This is a genomic window from Aquincola tertiaricarbonis (assembly GCF_000969605.1).
GTDB classification, from domain to species: domain Bacteria; phylum Pseudomonadota; class Gammaproteobacteria; order Burkholderiales; family Burkholderiaceae_C; genus Aquincola; species Aquincola tertiaricarbonis.
This window is the reverse complement of the sequence record NZ_JZUE01000001.1, coordinates 94,311-110,373: the sequence shown is the minus strand read 5'-3', so window position 1 is coordinate 110,373 and position 16,063 is coordinate 94,311. Positions and strand designations below refer to the sequence as shown.

The 16,063-nt window shown below is 62.7% G+C and carries 15 protein-coding genes; 7 read left to right on the top strand and 8 right to left on the bottom strand.

Annotated features, from left to right (window positions below; translation table 11 throughout):
• Positions 1 to 35: 35 nt before the first annotated feature.
• Entirely contained in the window at positions 36 to 1,133 is a 1,098-nt protein-coding gene (locus VO99_RS00575) for a CAP domain-containing protein (protein ID WP_157039389.1), read from the bottom strand.
• Positions 1,134 to 1,593: 460 nt separating this feature from the next.
• Between VO99_RS00575 and VO99_RS00570 the strand changes: the two genes are divergently transcribed.
• Positions 1,594 to 2,127 carry an antitoxin Xre/MbcA/ParS toxin-binding domain-containing protein gene (locus tag VO99_RS00570; RefSeq protein WP_083440262.1) on the top strand — a complete coding sequence of 178 codons (534 nt, stop codon included), beginning with the start codon at positions 1,594 to 1,596 and terminating at the stop codon, positions 2,125 to 2,127.
• The gene (locus VO99_RS00565) at positions 2,124 to 2,600 is read left to right on the top strand and encodes an RES family NAD+ phosphorylase (protein ID WP_046110852.1); all 477 of its coding nucleotides are present in this window, start codon (positions 2,124 to 2,126) and stop codon (positions 2,598 to 2,600) included. Before VO99_RS00570 ends, VO99_RS00565 begins: the two co-directional genes overlap by 4 nt.
• 713 nt (positions 2,601 to 3,313) lie before the next feature.
• Here VO99_RS00565 and VO99_RS00560 read toward each other — a convergent pair.
• Positions 3,314 to 3,478, bottom strand: a complete 165-nt coding sequence (locus VO99_RS00560) for a hypothetical protein (RefSeq protein WP_157039388.1) — start codon at positions 3,476 to 3,478, stop codon at positions 3,314 to 3,316.
• An 82-nt stretch (positions 3,479 to 3,560) separates the two neighbouring features.
• Here VO99_RS00560 and VO99_RS30030 point away from each other — a divergent pair, with 82 nt between their 5' ends.
• The 4 genes from VO99_RS30030 to VO99_RS00545 all read left to right on the top strand — a co-directional run bounded on the left by VO99_RS30030 (position 3,561) and on the right by VO99_RS00545 (position 7,657).
• Positions 3,561 to 4,484: a hypothetical protein gene (locus VO99_RS30030; protein WP_157039387.1), complete on the top strand. Its 924-nt coding sequence runs from the start codon at positions 3,561 to 3,563 to the stop codon at positions 4,482 to 4,484.
• Between the two features lie 240 nt (positions 4,485 to 4,724).
• A complete protein-coding gene (locus VO99_RS00555; protein WP_198156827.1) occupies positions 4,725 to 6,977 on the top strand; it encodes an AAA family ATPase in 2,253 nt (750 codons plus the stop codon).
• 28 nt (positions 6,978 to 7,005) lie between these two features.
• Positions 7,006 to 7,212 (top strand): AAA family ATPase, encoded by a 207-nt coding sequence (locus VO99_RS00550; RefSeq protein WP_046110849.1) that lies wholly within the window; start codon positions 7,006 to 7,008, stop codon positions 7,210 to 7,212.
• Between the two features lie 127 nt (positions 7,213 to 7,339).
• Positions 7,340 to 7,657: a hypothetical protein gene (locus VO99_RS00545; RefSeq protein WP_046110848.1), complete on the top strand. Its 318-nt coding sequence runs from the start codon at positions 7,340 to 7,342 to the stop codon at positions 7,655 to 7,657.
• Between the two features lie 186 nt (positions 7,658 to 7,843).
• Here the strand turns inward: VO99_RS00545 and VO99_RS00540 are convergent, their stop codons facing one another.
• From VO99_RS00540 to VO99_RS00515, 6 genes are all read right to left on the bottom strand, one after another.
• A complete protein-coding gene (locus VO99_RS00540) occupies positions 7,844 to 8,029 on the bottom strand; it encodes a hypothetical protein (protein WP_046110847.1) in 186 nt (61 codons plus the stop codon).
• A gap of 116 nt (positions 8,030 to 8,145) precedes the next feature.
• The gene (locus VO99_RS00535; RefSeq protein WP_046110846.1) at positions 8,146 to 8,961 is read right to left on the bottom strand and encodes an SIR2 family NAD-dependent protein deacylase; all 816 of its coding nucleotides are present in this window, start codon (positions 8,959 to 8,961) and stop codon (positions 8,146 to 8,148) included.
• A gap of 443 nt (positions 8,962 to 9,404) precedes the next feature.
• Positions 9,405 to 9,845, bottom strand: coding sequence for a hypothetical protein (locus VO99_RS00530; RefSeq protein WP_157039386.1), 441 nt, complete (start codon positions 9,843 to 9,845; stop codon positions 9,405 to 9,407).
• 118 nt (positions 9,846 to 9,963) lie between these two features.
• Positions 9,964 to 10,962, bottom strand: coding sequence for a helix-turn-helix transcriptional regulator (locus VO99_RS00525; protein WP_232315221.1), 999 nt, complete (start codon positions 10,960 to 10,962; stop codon positions 9,964 to 9,966).
• Entirely contained in the window at positions 10,938 to 12,962 is a 2,025-nt protein-coding gene (locus tag VO99_RS00520) for a DUF2779 domain-containing protein (protein ID WP_157039385.1), read from the bottom strand. Before VO99_RS00520 ends, VO99_RS00525 begins: the two co-directional genes overlap by 25 nt.
• Positions 12,959 to 13,549 (bottom strand): hypothetical protein, encoded by a 591-nt coding sequence (locus VO99_RS00515; protein ID WP_046110842.1) that lies wholly within the window; start codon positions 13,547 to 13,549, stop codon positions 12,959 to 12,961. The genes VO99_RS00520 and VO99_RS00515 overlap by 4 nt, the downstream gene beginning before the upstream one ends.
• Before the next feature lie 279 nt (positions 13,550 to 13,828).
• On the opposite strand from VO99_RS00515, the gene VO99_RS30025 reads away from it, so the two are divergent.
• Entirely contained in the window at positions 13,829 to 14,686 is an 858-nt protein-coding gene (locus tag VO99_RS30025; protein WP_157039384.1) for a hypothetical protein, read from the top strand.
• The last annotated feature ends 1,377 nt before the right edge of the window (positions 14,687 to 16,063 follow it).

Genomic DNA, 16,063 nt, shown 5'->3' with positions numbered 1-16,063 from the left:
TGTGCCGGGTTCCGAGCTAGGCGGTAGGAGACCGCTTAGTTGTTGGTGGTGAAGCTCCAGGTCTTGGCGACAGGGGTACCGCCCGACTTCAGCGTTGCAGTGAAGGTCGCGGTGTAGACCGCGCCCTTGGCCAGCGGCGCCAGGGGCACCAGCACGGCGAAGCCTTCGCCCAGATTCGAGTCGGCCGTCAGGGCGACGCCGGAACCGGTCAAGCCCGCGTTCGCCAGGATGCCTGCCGGCACCACGCTGCCGGCCGTGTCCTTCAGCTCGAACTTGGTGACGACAGCCGCCAGGGTGCCGGCCGCCTTGAAGTTCACGAAGTCGGCGTTGCGCACGCTTACGATGACGGGCCTGCCCGCAGTCGTGTTCGGGAAAAGCGTGACCGGCGGGCGCGGCAACTCGTAGCCGACGTAGAACGTCTCGAAGACGCCGGTCTGGCCAGCCGACGGATAAGCGACCAGATCGCCGGCCGCCGCCACCTGCGGGTATGTCTCGCTGGCCGGGGCACCCAGGACCGTGACGCACATCGGGATGCCTGCAGCATCAGTGCCGACGCCCACGCCGACGTTGGTCGCCGGGCTCAGTACCGCCGCGGCGTGGTACACGGTGTTCAGCAGGCCCAGTACGCAGTCAGCGGCCTTCATGGTGGCGCCAGTGCCGCCCACCGCCTCGGTGACGAAACCGCTGGGATAGCCCGCCTTGGTGGCGCGGCTGTCCGCGGTAGCTTCGTAGTAGTCGGCCTTGGTCGGGTCTTCGGCGTGTCCGAGGCCGAGGGCGATGTTCGTCGTCAGGTACTTGGCATGCGCCGCTGCAGCGGTGTCCAGTGCAGCGCTCTGCGAAACGTAGCCGGCACCGGCGACGAGGCGGGTCGCGTTGATGGTGGCGAACGCTTCAGCTTCGAAGCCGGCGCCCGCGTACGGGGAGGTGCCGGCGGATGTCTTGAGGGTGCCCACGCTCGTCACCACGTCGGTCGAGGGCGTCGTCACCGTGCCGCCGCCGGGGTTGTTGACACCACCGCCAGTCGAGCCGCCGGAGTTGGAGTCGCTACCACCACCGCCACCACCGCATGCGGCGAGCGTTGCGGCCAGCGCCAGAACGCTGAGGTTGCGGAGCGTGTTCGTGCGTGCATTCATCGGAAAAATCCAAGAGGGAGGTGGTAAACGCCGGTCGAGTCCGTTGGGCGTCAATGCCAACGAGAATCACATGCGTTGTGATGTGCCAAGCTGATGACGCAGTCCGGCACGCTGTTTGACTGCTTCATCACAAGCGTAATCGGCCAGGTGGCCGAAAAGTTGAGTGGTCACTAACTGAGGCCGTGCCGCGGCCAGCCTGCTTACGACTTTGTACGTGGGGTCGCCTGCTCTCGGGCAATGGCGCCGGACAGAGCTAGTTGGATTCGCTCGCAGGCTCTGCGTCTGGGGCTGTCGGACAAGTCGTAGCGGCCTCTTGCGGCGCACGCGCTGGTTCTATCCGTGCACTGGTATGGGAAAGCGCAGGATCCGCGAAGTGCGCAGCCATCGACTCCTCATGAAGGAAAGTCGCCGGCGCAGTGGTCTCCGTATGGCGTAGAATCGCCACCAAATGGAGGCTCGTATGGACGCAGTCGTTCCCGCTCGTCGCCTGCACACCCGTGGGGGTTTCTGGGCGCTTCCCAGCAGCGTTGTGGAGAAGAGCTGGCGGTCCCAGTGGGATCGCTTGGTCGACCAAGTACGCCTGAGCGACCACCTCACGCTTTACCGCGCCGTGGAAGAGGGTGTGCCGGCCATCACCGTGATCCTCTTGTCCAAGGCCCTGAGCGAGCCGGCCCCTAGTGTGCTCGACATCATCGGTCTTCCGGAAACCACGTACCTGCGCAAGGCAAAGGCCGGCGAGGTGCTCCCCGACGCGGCTGGCCACCGTACCGTCGCGTTGATGCGCGTGGTGGCCACTTTGCGCCAGCTGCTGGAGGAGAGCGGGGACGCCGAACAGGTGAAGGACTTCGACCTCGAAAGCTGGGTCAGTACCTGGATCCGTACTCCGCTGCCGGAACTTGGCGGCGCCACGCCGGCGGCGCTGCTGCGCAACCCGGATGGGCAGCGCGTGGTCGAGACGCTTCTCGAACGCATGCGGGGCGGCCTGGTCGCATGACGGTTTCGCTCTGGCGCATCGCTTCCGATACGCCCGACTGGACCGTTGAGGACCTGGCCGGCAAGGGTGCGGCTCACAAGGGCGGACGCTGGAACGCCGCAGGCGAGCACGTGACCTACACGTCCATGTCGGCCTCGCTCGCCGCCTGGGAGACGCGTGCGCACCTGGGCCATCAGGGCACCAAGCTTCCGTTCAACCGGATCCTTGTGCGCATTGACGTCCCCGACGACGTTTGGGCGGCACGCGAGGTGAAGACCCTCCCGCTGCCGCTCGGCTGGGACGTTGTCCCGGAGGGAAGGGTGAGCACGACCATCGGGTCCACGTGGCTGGCGCGCGGGTCGAGCGCCTTGCTGTGTGTCCCCTCCGTCATCATCAACGAGGAACTGAACGTCCTGGTCAATCCGGCTCACGCAGATGCGAAGCGCCTTGTGACGCACCGTGTGAGACGGTTCTTCTACGATCAGCGAGTCTAGCCGGCGTTGACCGCGCGCCTGACGACCTCTTTGAGCAGGCGCGGCCCGGCATCGCAGCGGGGAAACTGACCACGGGGGCGTTCGTTGCCACGCACGGTCGCCTCGTAAGGTGCAGGTCCAAAGGTCCCATAGTTACCCTAGATGCTGACCGACAAATTGCGCTCTTATTGCCTCGCACGGGCTTTGCCGAAGAGAGGACACACTCTGTGCAAGTGCAGAGCACCGCTGACGGCATCGATTCGCTCGCACGTTGAGGTTCACCTTCATGAAGTGGTGAGCGAAAACTGAACTTAATCCGGGGCCGCATGTGCAGCGGCTCACACACCGCTAGGCTGCACCATCGGCGGCGCATTGCCGCCAACGACCATCGTGTTCCTAGTTGAGATCTTGGTCAAGTTTCGGACCCGCTTGTACGTTGGTCGCCACCTCCGCTATGTGGATTTGGAGGATGGCGGCTGTGCCCGATTGCCGGCCGCGCTCCTGCTAGTGTCGTAACGACGACATAAGTATCCGTTCAACCGGACTTATATCTGCGATTAAGGAGTGTCGCTTCGCTGGTGCAGTGCCTTTGAAGGCAACAAGATATAGTTTTCGGTCGCTACCAAGGATTTGGCGCAGTATTTCGTGGGAGAGCTGGCACTGCCCCGTTGGCCTGCAGACATCTACGTGTATTCCAATCGCCTCTATACGGCCGACGAGCGCGGGGGGCCGACTCATGCTTGCGGCGTGCACACCAGCAGCACGATCCGGCCGGTGACCAGACGCTCACGGATCTTTGCGCTCGCGGCGGCACATGCCGCCTCGTTCTCGTAGGACTGGGTCAACGACGTCACGCCCTGCGGCATCGCAAGCACGAGGATCAACAGGATCGAGGACATGGCGATTCCAGGGAGGCTGCTGGACACCTTCACATCGTGATCCATTGAACGACAAGGCATGTCGCTCGGATGCGATTGAAGGTTGGCCAGATTCGAGGTTGGCTTTGGCAAACTCTTGCTGCCCATTCAATGCCCAGCAAAAATGCTCAGATCTCAATTTGCCGTCGTCAAGGCCGGCACACTACTCAGTGCCGTGCTCCTCGCGGTGTCCGGCTGTGCGTCATCCGGAACGCCTATCGATCGCGACATCGACCTTGTCGTTGTACCGTCAGTTGAGCTTGCAGTTGCAGCTCACAGCCCTTCACTTCCTGTGTCGGCAGAACTGGTTTCGGTGAACGAAGTGGTCAAGATCGATCACAAAGCCAACCTCGGTCGAATCGCCACAAGCGAACAGCAGTCGACATTTCGTTGGCAGTCAGATGGTCGGCTTAGCTCTACCTCCACAGGGCGCTACAAGGGTGGAGACGGGTCGATGAGTGCTTCGATCGCGACTTCCGTCAGTCTCTGCGGACTTGTACCCTTGCTCGGTGAGTCTGGGAGTACGACCGACTCACGACTGACAACTGCGATCCCCGCCGGTGGGGTATTCCTGCCGTTCGACGTCAGCAGCAAGCATCAGATCGGCTCGCGAGTGAGGCTGGTGAGCTTCTCCACAAGCGCCGCGAATCTCTGCAAACCCACGCCAGGCACTTCGTTCACCTATCAGTCCACGCGAGAAGAGCAACGCAAGTTCCAAGGCTCGATGCTGTCTTCGAACACGCTGCACACGATCACAGAGTCGGCCTCGTGCACGGTAGGAAGCGCTGAAGTTTCAGCCAAAGCCCTTGACCCATCGATTGTCGGTAGCTACTTGCTTGTCACTTGCACCTACTCGGTCCCATCGCAGTCTCCGCGCAAGTCTGAATTTGCATATCTGCTCTCCTCAGGCCTATACCTTCCGGTGTTCATCCAGTCGAATGAGTACCAGGCCAACAGCATGCGCTACACCGCCCCTAGATACAGGTAGCGGCCCGAGTTCATGGTAAGCGGGGTCGGCCGCTCAGCGAGCCGGTGGTTGCTGCGCACCGCGGGGTCAGCGAAGCCTCGCCGAACTCGAAGCGATGGGCGGACAACGCGACGCTGTGCGCTGGCTTCATCGTCGCTCCGATTTCGCAGACACCTCGACGAAGCCGGCGTGTGTGCGACACATGCTGTCGTTCACCTGCAGACACTGAGTTCCTCAGCAGCAACAGTAGGGTCAGTCGTTATGCCTCGCATCAACAAAAACTTGTGGAAGCTCGATCCGAGCGACCCGCAGGCCGTTCCGACTGCGCGCATGGCACTTGCCTTGTTCTACTGTGTGCGGCACACAGGCAATCCCTTTCCCGAACACAGCATGGATGACCTCGGCGCTGCGTTCGCTCCAGCATTCCAAAAGCACCCTCGCGCGCTTTTGACCGCGTTGCAAGCGCACAGCAAGGCCCAAAGCGCAGCGGGCCTCGAACCTTGTGTCGAGCCGGGTGAAAAGCCGAGCATGCCCTTCAGCCGCGGCATCCTGAGTGCGCTTGGAGAGGCCATCGCTCGTGACCTGCCGCGATTCCGGACCCTGGTCGACAAGGTGGAGCAGACCCTGCTGACCTTTGTCACCGAGAACGAGTATCCGGGTGACCGGAACCTGGAGATGTTGACCAGGCTCGTCGGTCTAAACGACGGAGAGGCCGGGATGCTCCGCCTCGTCACTGCCTGCTCTTTCGGCCGTATCGATGCATCGCTTTTCCAGTTCGTCAAGCGAGCGGCTCGCGTCGAGCTGGCTGTGGCCACGCTCATGGACCTCAGCGCTGTCGAGGCCGCAAAGTTGTTCAGTTCCAAAGGCCGGTTGACGCGCTGCGGGCTGATAAAAGGTCTCAGCAGCATGCGTGACTGGAGCGAACTCGACGACCTGCTGTCCCTGAGCTCCCTCGGTGAACGCCTCCTGGGCGGCGTCTATGCCAACGAGCAAGAGATGGCGTTGTCCGTCTTGGCTCCCATCGCAAAGCCCGACACCGCCTCGCTCGAGTGGCCGCACCTTGAGCGCCAACGCACGCTCCTGAAGACTGCACTGCGCGGTGCGCTCGACAGCGCCGCGCACGGAGTCAACATCCTGGTCTACGGCCCTCCCGGCACCGGCAAGACCGAGTTCGTTAGGCAACTCGCGGCCGACATCGGCGCGAATGCCTTCGCCGTGAGTGCCTGCGACGACGACGGAGACGAGGCCAGCCGCAACGAACGATTGGCTCATTTGCAGCTGAACCAGAGCTTTGTCGGCCAAGCTGGAAGCTCCATCATCGTGCTCGATGAAGCGGAGGACATCTTCCAGCACAAGTTCAGCCACCCCGTCTTCGGAGAAATCAAGTCCCAGACGGAGGGCAAGGCCTGGATCAACAACCTGCTCGAGCAGAACCCGACACCTGTTGTCTGGATCAGCAACAGCATCTCTCAGCTCGACCCTGCCTACCTGCGGCGGTTCTCGTTCTGCCTCGAGTTTCCCGCCACCCCCTACGCCCTGCGTCGCACGATTGCGCAGCAGCGCCTGGGCGCACTGGGTTGCGACGACGAGACGGTCGAGTACGCCAGTGCCATCCCGGAGATCAGCCCTGCCCACCTGGACATCGCAGCGCGATTCACCTCGATGTGTTCGATGGACAAGTCGGCGGTCAACGACGCTGTTCGCTTCGTCCTAGATTCGCACCTCAAGGCGAGCGGCAAGACGTCCCTGTCGACATCTCCACAAAGGTCGACCCGGTTCGACCTGCGCTACCTGAACGTCCAGGGGAACACGACTCCGGCGGCCGTCATTCAATCGTTGAAGCGCCGAAGCACGGCGAAGGACGCAGGCGCAGGGGTGGCCATGGTCTTCTCCGGACCACCCGGCACGGGCAAGACGCAGCTTGCAGGTGAAATCGCAGCGCAGCTCGGCGTGCGCCTGGTAGTTCGCACCGCTTCCGACATCCACTCGAAGTGGTTCGGCGAGTCGGAGGGCAACGTGGCCGCCATGTTCCGCGACTGTGACCCTCGCACGGAACTGCTCTTTCTGGATGAAGCCGAAGTCCTGCTCGGCGCGCGAGGCCAGGACTCGCATCGGGCCGACAGCGCCGTGACGGCGGAGTTCCTGCGCTGGATCGAACTGTTCCAGGGCATCTTCATCTGCGCGACCAACCACGCGAGCTTCTTCGATGCAGCGTTGATGCGGCGTTTCACGTTCCGCATGGACTTCGCACCACTGCTGGAGCGTCAACGCATCGAGCTGTACGCCGAACTCGCACAAGGCTGGCGACCGGAACCTGAAGACAAATCCCCACCGGTTGACGATGTCACTCGAAGGGAGCTCAAGCACCTCGAAGGCCTGACACCCGGCGATTTCGCAAACGCGGCACGCCGCATCCGCGCGTTGGGGCTTCCCGGGTCTGCCTGGCTGGAGGAGCTGCGAGTCGAACACAGCACCAAGCGCGGCTCCAAGAGCACGCGCATCGGTTTCGTTTGAGCGGTTCGCTCAAGCCCTTGGAGCTTTCATGACACCTCAAACCACCCTCTCGATTCAGCAGGTCGGCACCTTCCTCCTGCAAGTGGCGCCCGTCCGACCGGTGTTCATCTGGGGGCCACCCGGAATCGGCAAGAGCTCGCTGGTCGAGCAGTTCGCACAGGACCTCGGCCTGGAATGCGTGTCGCTGCTCGGCTCGCAGCTCGCACTGGAAGACCTGATCGGCATACCGACCTGACGGTCGTGAGAGACCATGCATTCCTGTTGCCGCAGGGCCGCCGGTTACCGTCTCGCACCGGCAAGCCCGTCTTCCAGTTCAGCTAATCCGCCGGGTTCGCAACCGTCTACCACCAAGGAGATCACCGATGCCGTCTGCCATCTGCTTCATCGAGAAGGCCAACAACATCCGCCAGATCGACCGCGAGGCCCACCGGTACGAAAGTGGGAACTGGGTCGTCGCGGAGGAGAAGGCTGCGTCACTGGTGGGCCGCAGGATTTACTTCCTGGAAACGCAGGCCGGCGAGTCCTTCTACGGCGGCACCATCGAAAGCTTCCGCGTCCTCCCCGACAATCATCCGACAGCTCCGAAGCGGGTTGTGTTCACCTTCATCGCCGACCAGGCCGGTCGCGGGTTTCGTCCAGGGCCGGACGGGTGGAGCACCGAGCAGAAGACCCTGCCCTGATTCCCCGCTGCATTCAGCAGAGCCGCTGCACGCCGGCCCACAGCGCGGGGTCCGTGATCAGCCCGAGGTGCTCGATGTACTGACGCGCCAAGACGTGGCATGTGCGTTGTGTATCCCACAGCTCCTGCGCCACACGGATGCGCTCCTCCTGGGTCTTGCTGTCTGCTGGGAAACCAGACCGTAGTCTCACAGGAAGTATTTGAGATCGAACTGAAGGTCCGGGTCGTGATCCGGCAAGGGCATGCGTCCGTTCAGTTCGAGAACGTGGGTGCCATAGGCGTTCTCGAAAACAAGACCGACCCAGTGCCCATCAGGAGTCGGGTCTGGATTGGCCTTGCAGCGACGGGCGTGGATGTCGGGAACCTTCAGCATGGGAGCTTCCTGCGTTTCGAGACCCACGATGCTCGGCCGGCGTGCGACAGGCTGTGTCACATCCAGCCCGTTGAAGCTCCGCCGCGGCCCTCAGTCGCGCCATCGCATGCAACGTACTACTCCTCCTTCGCACACCCGGCGACCAGCGCCGGCAGCGCGACCGCCGCAGTGGATCGCCAGGCCTTTCTGAAGGTCGTATCAAGGCCATCGGCGGGATTGATGATCCAGACCGGGCAACCACGCTCCACGGCCATGTCGGGAAGGAGCGCCGCCGGGTACACCTCCCCAGAGCTGCCCACCACCAGGACCAGGTCGGCGCCCTGCACATGCCGGCAGGCTTCCGTCCAGTTCGCTGGCGACAGCAGCTCGTCGAACCAGACGACCGCCGGGCGAACCAGACCGTTGCAGCGACGGCATCGCGGTGGAGGGGTCGGGCGATCTTCCTCTGCATCTGGCTCAGCAAGATCCTCAACGGCCGACGGCGTATCCGCGACGTATGGGCGCTGGCAGGCGAAGCACTGCGACCCGAACAGGTTGCCGTGCAGGTGAATCAAATCGGTCGACCCTGCGCGCTCATGCAGGTCGTCCACGTTCTGCGTGATGACCGTCAAGCTCTCGACACCATCGAGCTTCGCCAAGTCCTGCAATGCGAAGTGGCCCGCATTCGGCTTTCGGCGCCTCACGTCGCGCCGCCGCCCTTCATACCAACCCCAGACGAGTGCCGGATTTCGCTTGAACCCCGATGCGCTGGCAAGCGCCGACGGATCGAAGTTGGCCCAAAAGCCGGTGCGCGTGTCGCGGAAGGTGGGGATGCCGCTCTCGGCGGACATGCCGGCACCGGTCAGCACCACGATGTTCCTTGCGGCTCGGGCATCGCGAACCAGTTCGGGTGGGACGTCAAGGGATTGAGAAGATAGAGGGTTCTCGTTCATGCCGGGATGGTGCCCAGGGCATGCGACGCGCTGTATCGCAGCGTGCGCTCGTCCTCTGAATCGACGCGCCCCCGGCTCGGTGCCCGCCGCTCAAGTCCAGGGTTTCGCCTCACGGAGGCCCCGGCGCCTCGCCTGTCTGACTGGATCCGCCTGGCTGCAGCGTGACCGCCGACCGCCGGTGGCTCTACTGTTCTCCCGCTGCGTGAATCGGTCCCACGCATTCACTTGCCGCAGCATCAGCCCGTCTGAGCCGTGCCAGCCTGCCACGCGGCGACGAACATCGGCCAAGAGACGATCCGCCACTTGTGCATCAGCACAATGCGTTCGCCACGCTGAGTCTTGTCGTTGACAGCCAAAGCCGCTGAGAAGCGCTTCCAGCGCCGCCACACCCTCTTCAGCGTCGTCGAGTCGGCATTCGACGGTCACGGCATCCGCCGCCTCGATCAGCTTTCGGAATCCGGTACCAAACTCTTCGGAAGTGGCTGGTCGAGGACAAAGCAGAGCGCGCGACAGTCGTCTTCAAGGGTGTGCCCGGAGGCACCGCCGCCGTGGTGCGTCAGAAGGAGGTCGATCGATGCATTCGCCAGACCCTCCGGTTGACGCCAGCCGATGTCCGTCATCGAACACGCCCAGCGCTTGTGAGTCAAGGCCTGGATCAGCGGCTCGAGGAATAGTCTGTCGAAGGCTGCGGCATGTGCGACAACCACGTCCGAGATCGACAGCACCGCATCGATCTCCGCCTCGTCGAATCGGCAGCCTTTCAGCTCCCGCTTCGTGACCCCGACCATGGCTTCCCCCTTGGGGCTCATGCGCCCTGGTTCGCGACGCTGCGCGGTTCTCATGAGCACGCCTGCACTGCGGCCCGTCTGAACGTCGATGCGCACGCACAAAAAGCTCAAGCCGATGACTCGTGCTGGTCCGGGTCGAGGCCGGTCGTCTCCGTGTCGACGAGCGTGACGTTGACGTACTGGCGTGCGGCACACGGTGCCGCCATGAAGCCGATCAGGGGGCGAGCAAGCCTCTCGGGCTGATCAGTTCGAGGTCTGCCCCGAATCCCCGCAGCCACCACTTCAACTGCTCCGACTCGGTCACCGTCGCCGTGAACTCGTATCCACCGGCCGACTCCCTGACGGTCTGATCCGGCGAGAGCGGCGACTCGGTCAGGTGGACACCCGCCAGCTTCGGCAGGCGGAACACGAGCGAGATGCGCTTTCCGGTGCTGAAGCCGAACCGCCCGTCTTCCTCATAGGCCTGGAGATCGAAGTCTGCCGGGCGCTTGAAGGGCATCCCCGTGTCCTTGGCCGACTGGAGGCGGTGCACGGCCAGGGCGCGCACGTCGTCGTGGCCATCGAACCGGCACGCGAGTAGCAGCCGCGCGCCTTGCTGCGCCAGCCCGAGCGGCATGACCTTGGCGTCCGACCGCTTGCCGCCGGCGTTGACGTAGCTGACCTCCAGCCAGTGGTCCGCGTAAAGCGCCTGGCTAACGGCCTCGAAGACCTCCATGCTGGTCTTCGGCGGCAGCAGCTTCTGGCTGGTCGGGATCACGCGCACCTTGCGTTGCCACGCCTTGGCCGAGTCGGAGGCGCCATGGTTCAGCGTCAGCCGGGCCTGCTGGAAGAACGCATCCATCGATTTCATGAGGTGCGCAGGCAGCAGGTTCTGCAGATGCTGCTGCGCGAGCGTCAGCAGCACGGCCTCCTGCTCGTTGATGCTCGGCAACGAGAATCCGGCGCCGTGCGACTTCCACGAATAGCCATAAGGCTTGTTCCGGGTGTCGCGCTCGATGTCGAAGTGCTCGCTGAGCGCCTCGAGCTGACGCTGGATGGTGCGCAGATCGCGCTCGAAGCCGGCATCCGCCAGCTGGCTTTGCAGTTCGACCGTCGTCACCTTGCGGCCACGCGGGATGCGCTTGAGCAGGTGCAGAGAGAACTGCACGGTGTCCAGGTTGTTGGATCGCTTCGTCATGACGTCGAGGATCAGGGCGCTGCTTCTTCGATCCATGCCTGCCAAGCCTGGACCGCCATCACCATCGCCAGTGTGTCGAGCTCGCAGTAGCGCAGAAGCGCGTTCTCGATGGCACGTCGCGCGGCCGGGTCGATGTCCTCGAACTGCAGACGCGCATAGGCCGACATCGCTGCTCCGCCCGCTCGCAGCTCGGACATGGCTTCGTCGCTCGAGGGCTCGCCCACCGCGTTGAGGTCGGCGAAGACGGGCGGCAGGAGTTCGTAGGGGTCCAGGATGCGCCCGTCCTGTTGCACCCACCAAGCCATGGGCTCGCGGAAATTCAGGCTCGAGATCTCGGCGCCCTGGCCGTACACGGGTCGGCTGTAGATCGACCGAAGCCGGGCCGAGCCGTGCATCAAGGCCGGCAGTACCTTCTTGAGCGATGCGCCGCCCTGCGTCGACGGATGGAAATGATGCAGCGCGGCGAGCTCGCACAGATCCACCATCGCGCGAGGGCCGTCCACCTCACCCTCTGCGATCTTGCGGCGGGTAATCGAGTCGATGAACGCCAGCAACTCCTCGGCATCCGCCGGTGGGGCCACGTCTTCGGCAAGCCGTGCGTGCAACTGGCGCAGCACGGTGTTCTCATGCGACGCCCACCGGAACACGGTGCCTTCGTCGCCGCTCAGCGCAGCGTGCAGCGCCCTCAGGAACGGCACAGTGGGATCCAACCCGGGACTGGCCTCGAGAAGCTGCGTGCGATGCTCCACGCGCCCGTCCGCGTGCATGACGTGGTGCGAGAACTGGAATGCGACCGTCTGGTACGGGCGCTGCCCACGGCGGAAGGGAATGGCCACGGCCGACGTCTCGAAGTCGACGAAGTGCAGCGGATAGCGCCAAGTGCGCATAGCAGCCCGAAGCCCGGCCGCGTTCACGTACTGCTCACCGCCGCCCGGCCATTGGCCGCTGCACTGGAACCATTGCCGCTGCTGCTTGCTCATGCCCTTGGGGCCAGGCTCCGCGTCCGCCAGAGGCAGGTGCTCTGATGTGATGTCGCTTAGCTTGCGGACGCCGCTCTCCAGTAGCTTTTGCTTGTTGCGCGAGTTCCACAGATCGAGGACCGTCCCGCCTTCAAAGTCAGCGGGCTGCCACCCGAACGCTTCGGTCCAGCACTCGTGGAACCCGCTTCGCAACTGGCCAGGCTGAGGAGGTGCCGACGACCTGAATTCGCAGGAACCGCAGTTCGAGCTCGGCTGGGCAGCAATGCGCCGATCGGCGCGGTAGGCATCGGCCAGCTGCGCGACAGCTGCGGGATAACTTATCAATTGTCCCGAGACCACCAGCTCGCCGCCGAGGATTTCATCCACTTGAGTGTCGACCGGCACGGCTCGAAGCAGCGGGGCTCCGAGTTGCCCTTCCGTGCCCGGTTCGATCTCAACACGCGTGCGCCGACCCGCACGCTTGATGCGGAAGCACTGGTTCAGCCCATCCACCGAGGACTGCGCCGACTTGTCGGCCAGCATAAGGAAACACTGGAACGCGATCTCCGGGAACGCCGCCTGTGCCACGTAGCGCTGGAAGGCGATGTCGCGCAGGTACGGCAGCATGCCTCTCGACAACTGGCCCTTGGCACCGCGGAAGTCGGCGTCCTCCATCGGGTCGTAGGACTTCGCCTTGACCTCGATCAGCTCGACCGTGTTGCCGCGCTTGCGCAGGATGTCCACACGCACGAACAGGCCGTGGGCCTCGAACGCGGCTTCGTAGATAGTGACCTCCGGCCGACGCAGCAGCTCGCGGGTCGTCGCCAGCTGGGCGGCATGGCTCGAGTCCGTGACCTCGATGCCGCCGGGGTACATCAGACAGGCCAGTGCCCCGACCTGGAACCCGCCTTCGGCTAGTGCCTGCAGGAAGCTGTTGTCCAGGGCGTTGTTCTGAAACTCCGGCTTGCCGGTGTAAAAGAGCTTGGTCGGGCACTCGAGCGCCAGCTTGAAGCGGCTCTTGGTCAGGTACCGAGGCGCCACCCGCACAGCGTCGGCCGAAACGGCCGCCGAACTCACGGAAGACTTCTCGGGTACAGGCGATATTTCGCAGCGCCCAACAGCTCGAAGAACACCTCTCCGTGCGGGTAGTGACCAGGAGGCGCTGCGTCAGCCCAGAACGTGCTGAGGGCAGTGGCTTCCTGAATGAAAGATCGCGCGACTTCGTCTTCTTCGACCAGTTTCTGCACATCGTCACGTGCACATGCGGGAGAGAACAGCAGAGATGCGCGCTGACGCGCCTCCCAGCTCAGCGATTCCCATGCGGGCTGTCTCTCCTGCAAAAGCCGAAGCACGCGGCGAATGTCTGGATGCTCCCGCGCGTCTCTTTGGGGAATCTGCGTGGCGAAATGCTCACCTTCGATGCGGACCTCGTACGCGGAGAACAGATGACGCTGATCTTCCGTCGCCGCACTGGACAGCGCGGACGCCGCGCTCGGGCTCGCGTAGATGGCTCGGCGGCGGCAGGGCATGCCTGTGGGGCGAAGGTACTCCCAGAGGTTGTCGACGACGTAGGGCACGTTGGCCGGCAACCGGGTCGTGTGGCGCGCAGCGATTGGCAGTTCGCAGTCTGAAGCTGCGAGGGTTTTGACGGCACGGAAGAACATCTGTCGACTCCAGAGGGACGACTCATCTTCGGCGGACGCTGCGACAAGTTGAGTCGCATGACTAGCTTGCAGGCACTCCCCAGCGCAAATTTCCGTGAAGTGGTGCCCGATGGTGCGAACCACATCGCCCGACGCGTGTTGCGCATCCGACCTCTTCAAGCACGCCTACCACCAATGACTGCGAAGGGCTCCTTCTGCAGCGACATCGACTGACAGCATCGATGACTCGGCATTCTTCCCGGTTCACCAACCCTCAAATACACCGTCAAGAAGGGATCGTTGGAACCGATTACCCGTAGAGTTCACCTGCACCTTCACGCAAGGTCTGGGATCCCCTCTGGACAACTCAAGTTCTTCAGTTTCAATATGCCTATCACCGCAGCGATCACCGAGCTCTTCTCTGAATATCACAGCCAACCATTCGCCGTTATGCGTGAAATCGGCCTCCAGGCGCGACTCCACGCGATGTTGCGGGAATGTCTCTTACAAGAGACCTGTCGAGTTCAAGTGCGAGCAGGACGCGCCAATCATCTCACTACCATGTTGACCGAACGCATCCAGATGGAGGTCCGGGTGACAGACAACGAGGGCATTGGCCCTAAAAAGTCGGACATCGTCATCCTTCGGTCTACAAGCGAAGCCACAGCCGACCCTATTACAGCAACGCGCTATCCAAACGGCGTATTCGACATCGTCTCGAAGCTGTGTGTTGCCGATACGTCTGCAGTGATTGAAGTAAAGGCTGCTTGCTCCGCTGATCTTGCAGAGCGCCACAAATTCCGGCTTGATCTTTCGAAGCTTCTTGAACTTGCCGAAGCCTGCCCTCAATGCACCGCCTGTCCGGAACTTCATTTTGTTCTGGTGGACAAGTCTGTCGGCCTGGGCGGCCAACGCTACGGCGCCCAGCCCTTGGCACATCGGATGCCCGTTCGTGATTGGCATTGTGAGGATCAGGAGTTCATTGCAAAACAGACGCCGCGTAGTCAGAAACTTTTCTGGGAGGATTCACCGAGGCTTCAGCTTCTGGACGCTCCCCCTGGCGATTCGCAACCCTACGTGCACGTTTGGGAGCTTGTACACGTCGACGGTGTCGCCACTGACAGCACGCCACTGCATCGCTGGGCAGTTCGAATCTGACATCAAAGCGATGCCGGGGCAATGCGCGCCTACTGTGATTGCATCCATGGACGGTCAAGGAATTTCCTTCGGGCGATCAGGCGGTCAAGGTGATACCTATGACCCGGACGTAGTGTTGATGATCCAAGCCATCGCCAAGGACAACTTCGGCCGTTACTCGCCCAAGTGGAAATCCGGGATCGTTCCTCGTTGGCGAGCCGAGGCAGTCAGGTCCGCACTCACATCACGGCCCTTGTCGTCAGCGCTGATAGGGGCGGACCTCCAGTGTGGGATCGCGCTGGCTCATCCGGTGAGCCAGCCGTGAAGAGCTGGCAACTAGGCGGTTTTAGCTAGCGGCCTTGCCCGGCGCACGGGCAGACTCCTCTTTAGTCTGTGTGATGTTGTTCTCGCTACGCTCCTGGAGACCGACGGATTGGTATCAGTCGGCGAAGTAACGGCGGACACTCTCTCGGTTTAAAAAGTTAAGTCGCTCACATCGTGAGCCGCAAGACGCAGACATCAAAACAGCAGCCGATCAGTCAGACGGCTCGATTCGCGACAGGCAGATCAGATATGCCAATTCCTTTCATCATCCTGGGCGCCGAGCCAATTCCGACTTCGTCGACGGCGAGCGTCTGGCGCGCTGGCGCCGCAACTCGGTTCAACTTCCGAGGATATCGCTTCGACGGCGTACAGCGCCTGGATACGTTGAAGCGCCTGACATCCGCTGGTACAGCAGGGAGTGGATCCGAACTTCACTCGGCCTCCGCATCCCCAACGAGCACCCAAAGCTTCTAGCACTCGCTGCATAACAGTACAAGAAAACCGCCGCACCCCCCAGAAGCTCGCGTCAACGCTCGGAAGTGGTTGAGTTAGCAGAACCTTCTTGGCTGCAAATTCGGCCGCGGGCACGCCAGCTCATGGGACCAGTCGACGCGTTGATGGCCTGCAGATTGACTCGCCTCACCCTGCTTCGCTGGGAGTGCTTGTCATTTTTAAAAGGGCAGCCTTCGACCTTCTTCATCTCGGCGCTTGGCAGACAGTTGACGCGGTGCTGGACAAGTACCTCTACATCGATCGAGACGCGATGGTCGCGCTACGGCGTACATTCAATCGGCATGATGGCCACGCCATGTCGTTGGCCGAGATCGGAAAGAAGCTGGGAGCAAGCCACGAGGCAATCCGACAGAACTTCCTATACACGTAAGACAGCTCGCGAGGACCAGCGAGCGCAAGCGGACAGTCGCAAGCGGAGCGCAACGGCTCCGCCAGAAACTCGGTCTGGACAGCTGACGCTTGGCCTCTTCAAATATAGCAAGCTGGCAAGCCTTCAGCCTACCTCGATACACCGGCGTTCTCCTTGATGGAGACGCGCGTCGAGAACCTAAACTGGACACC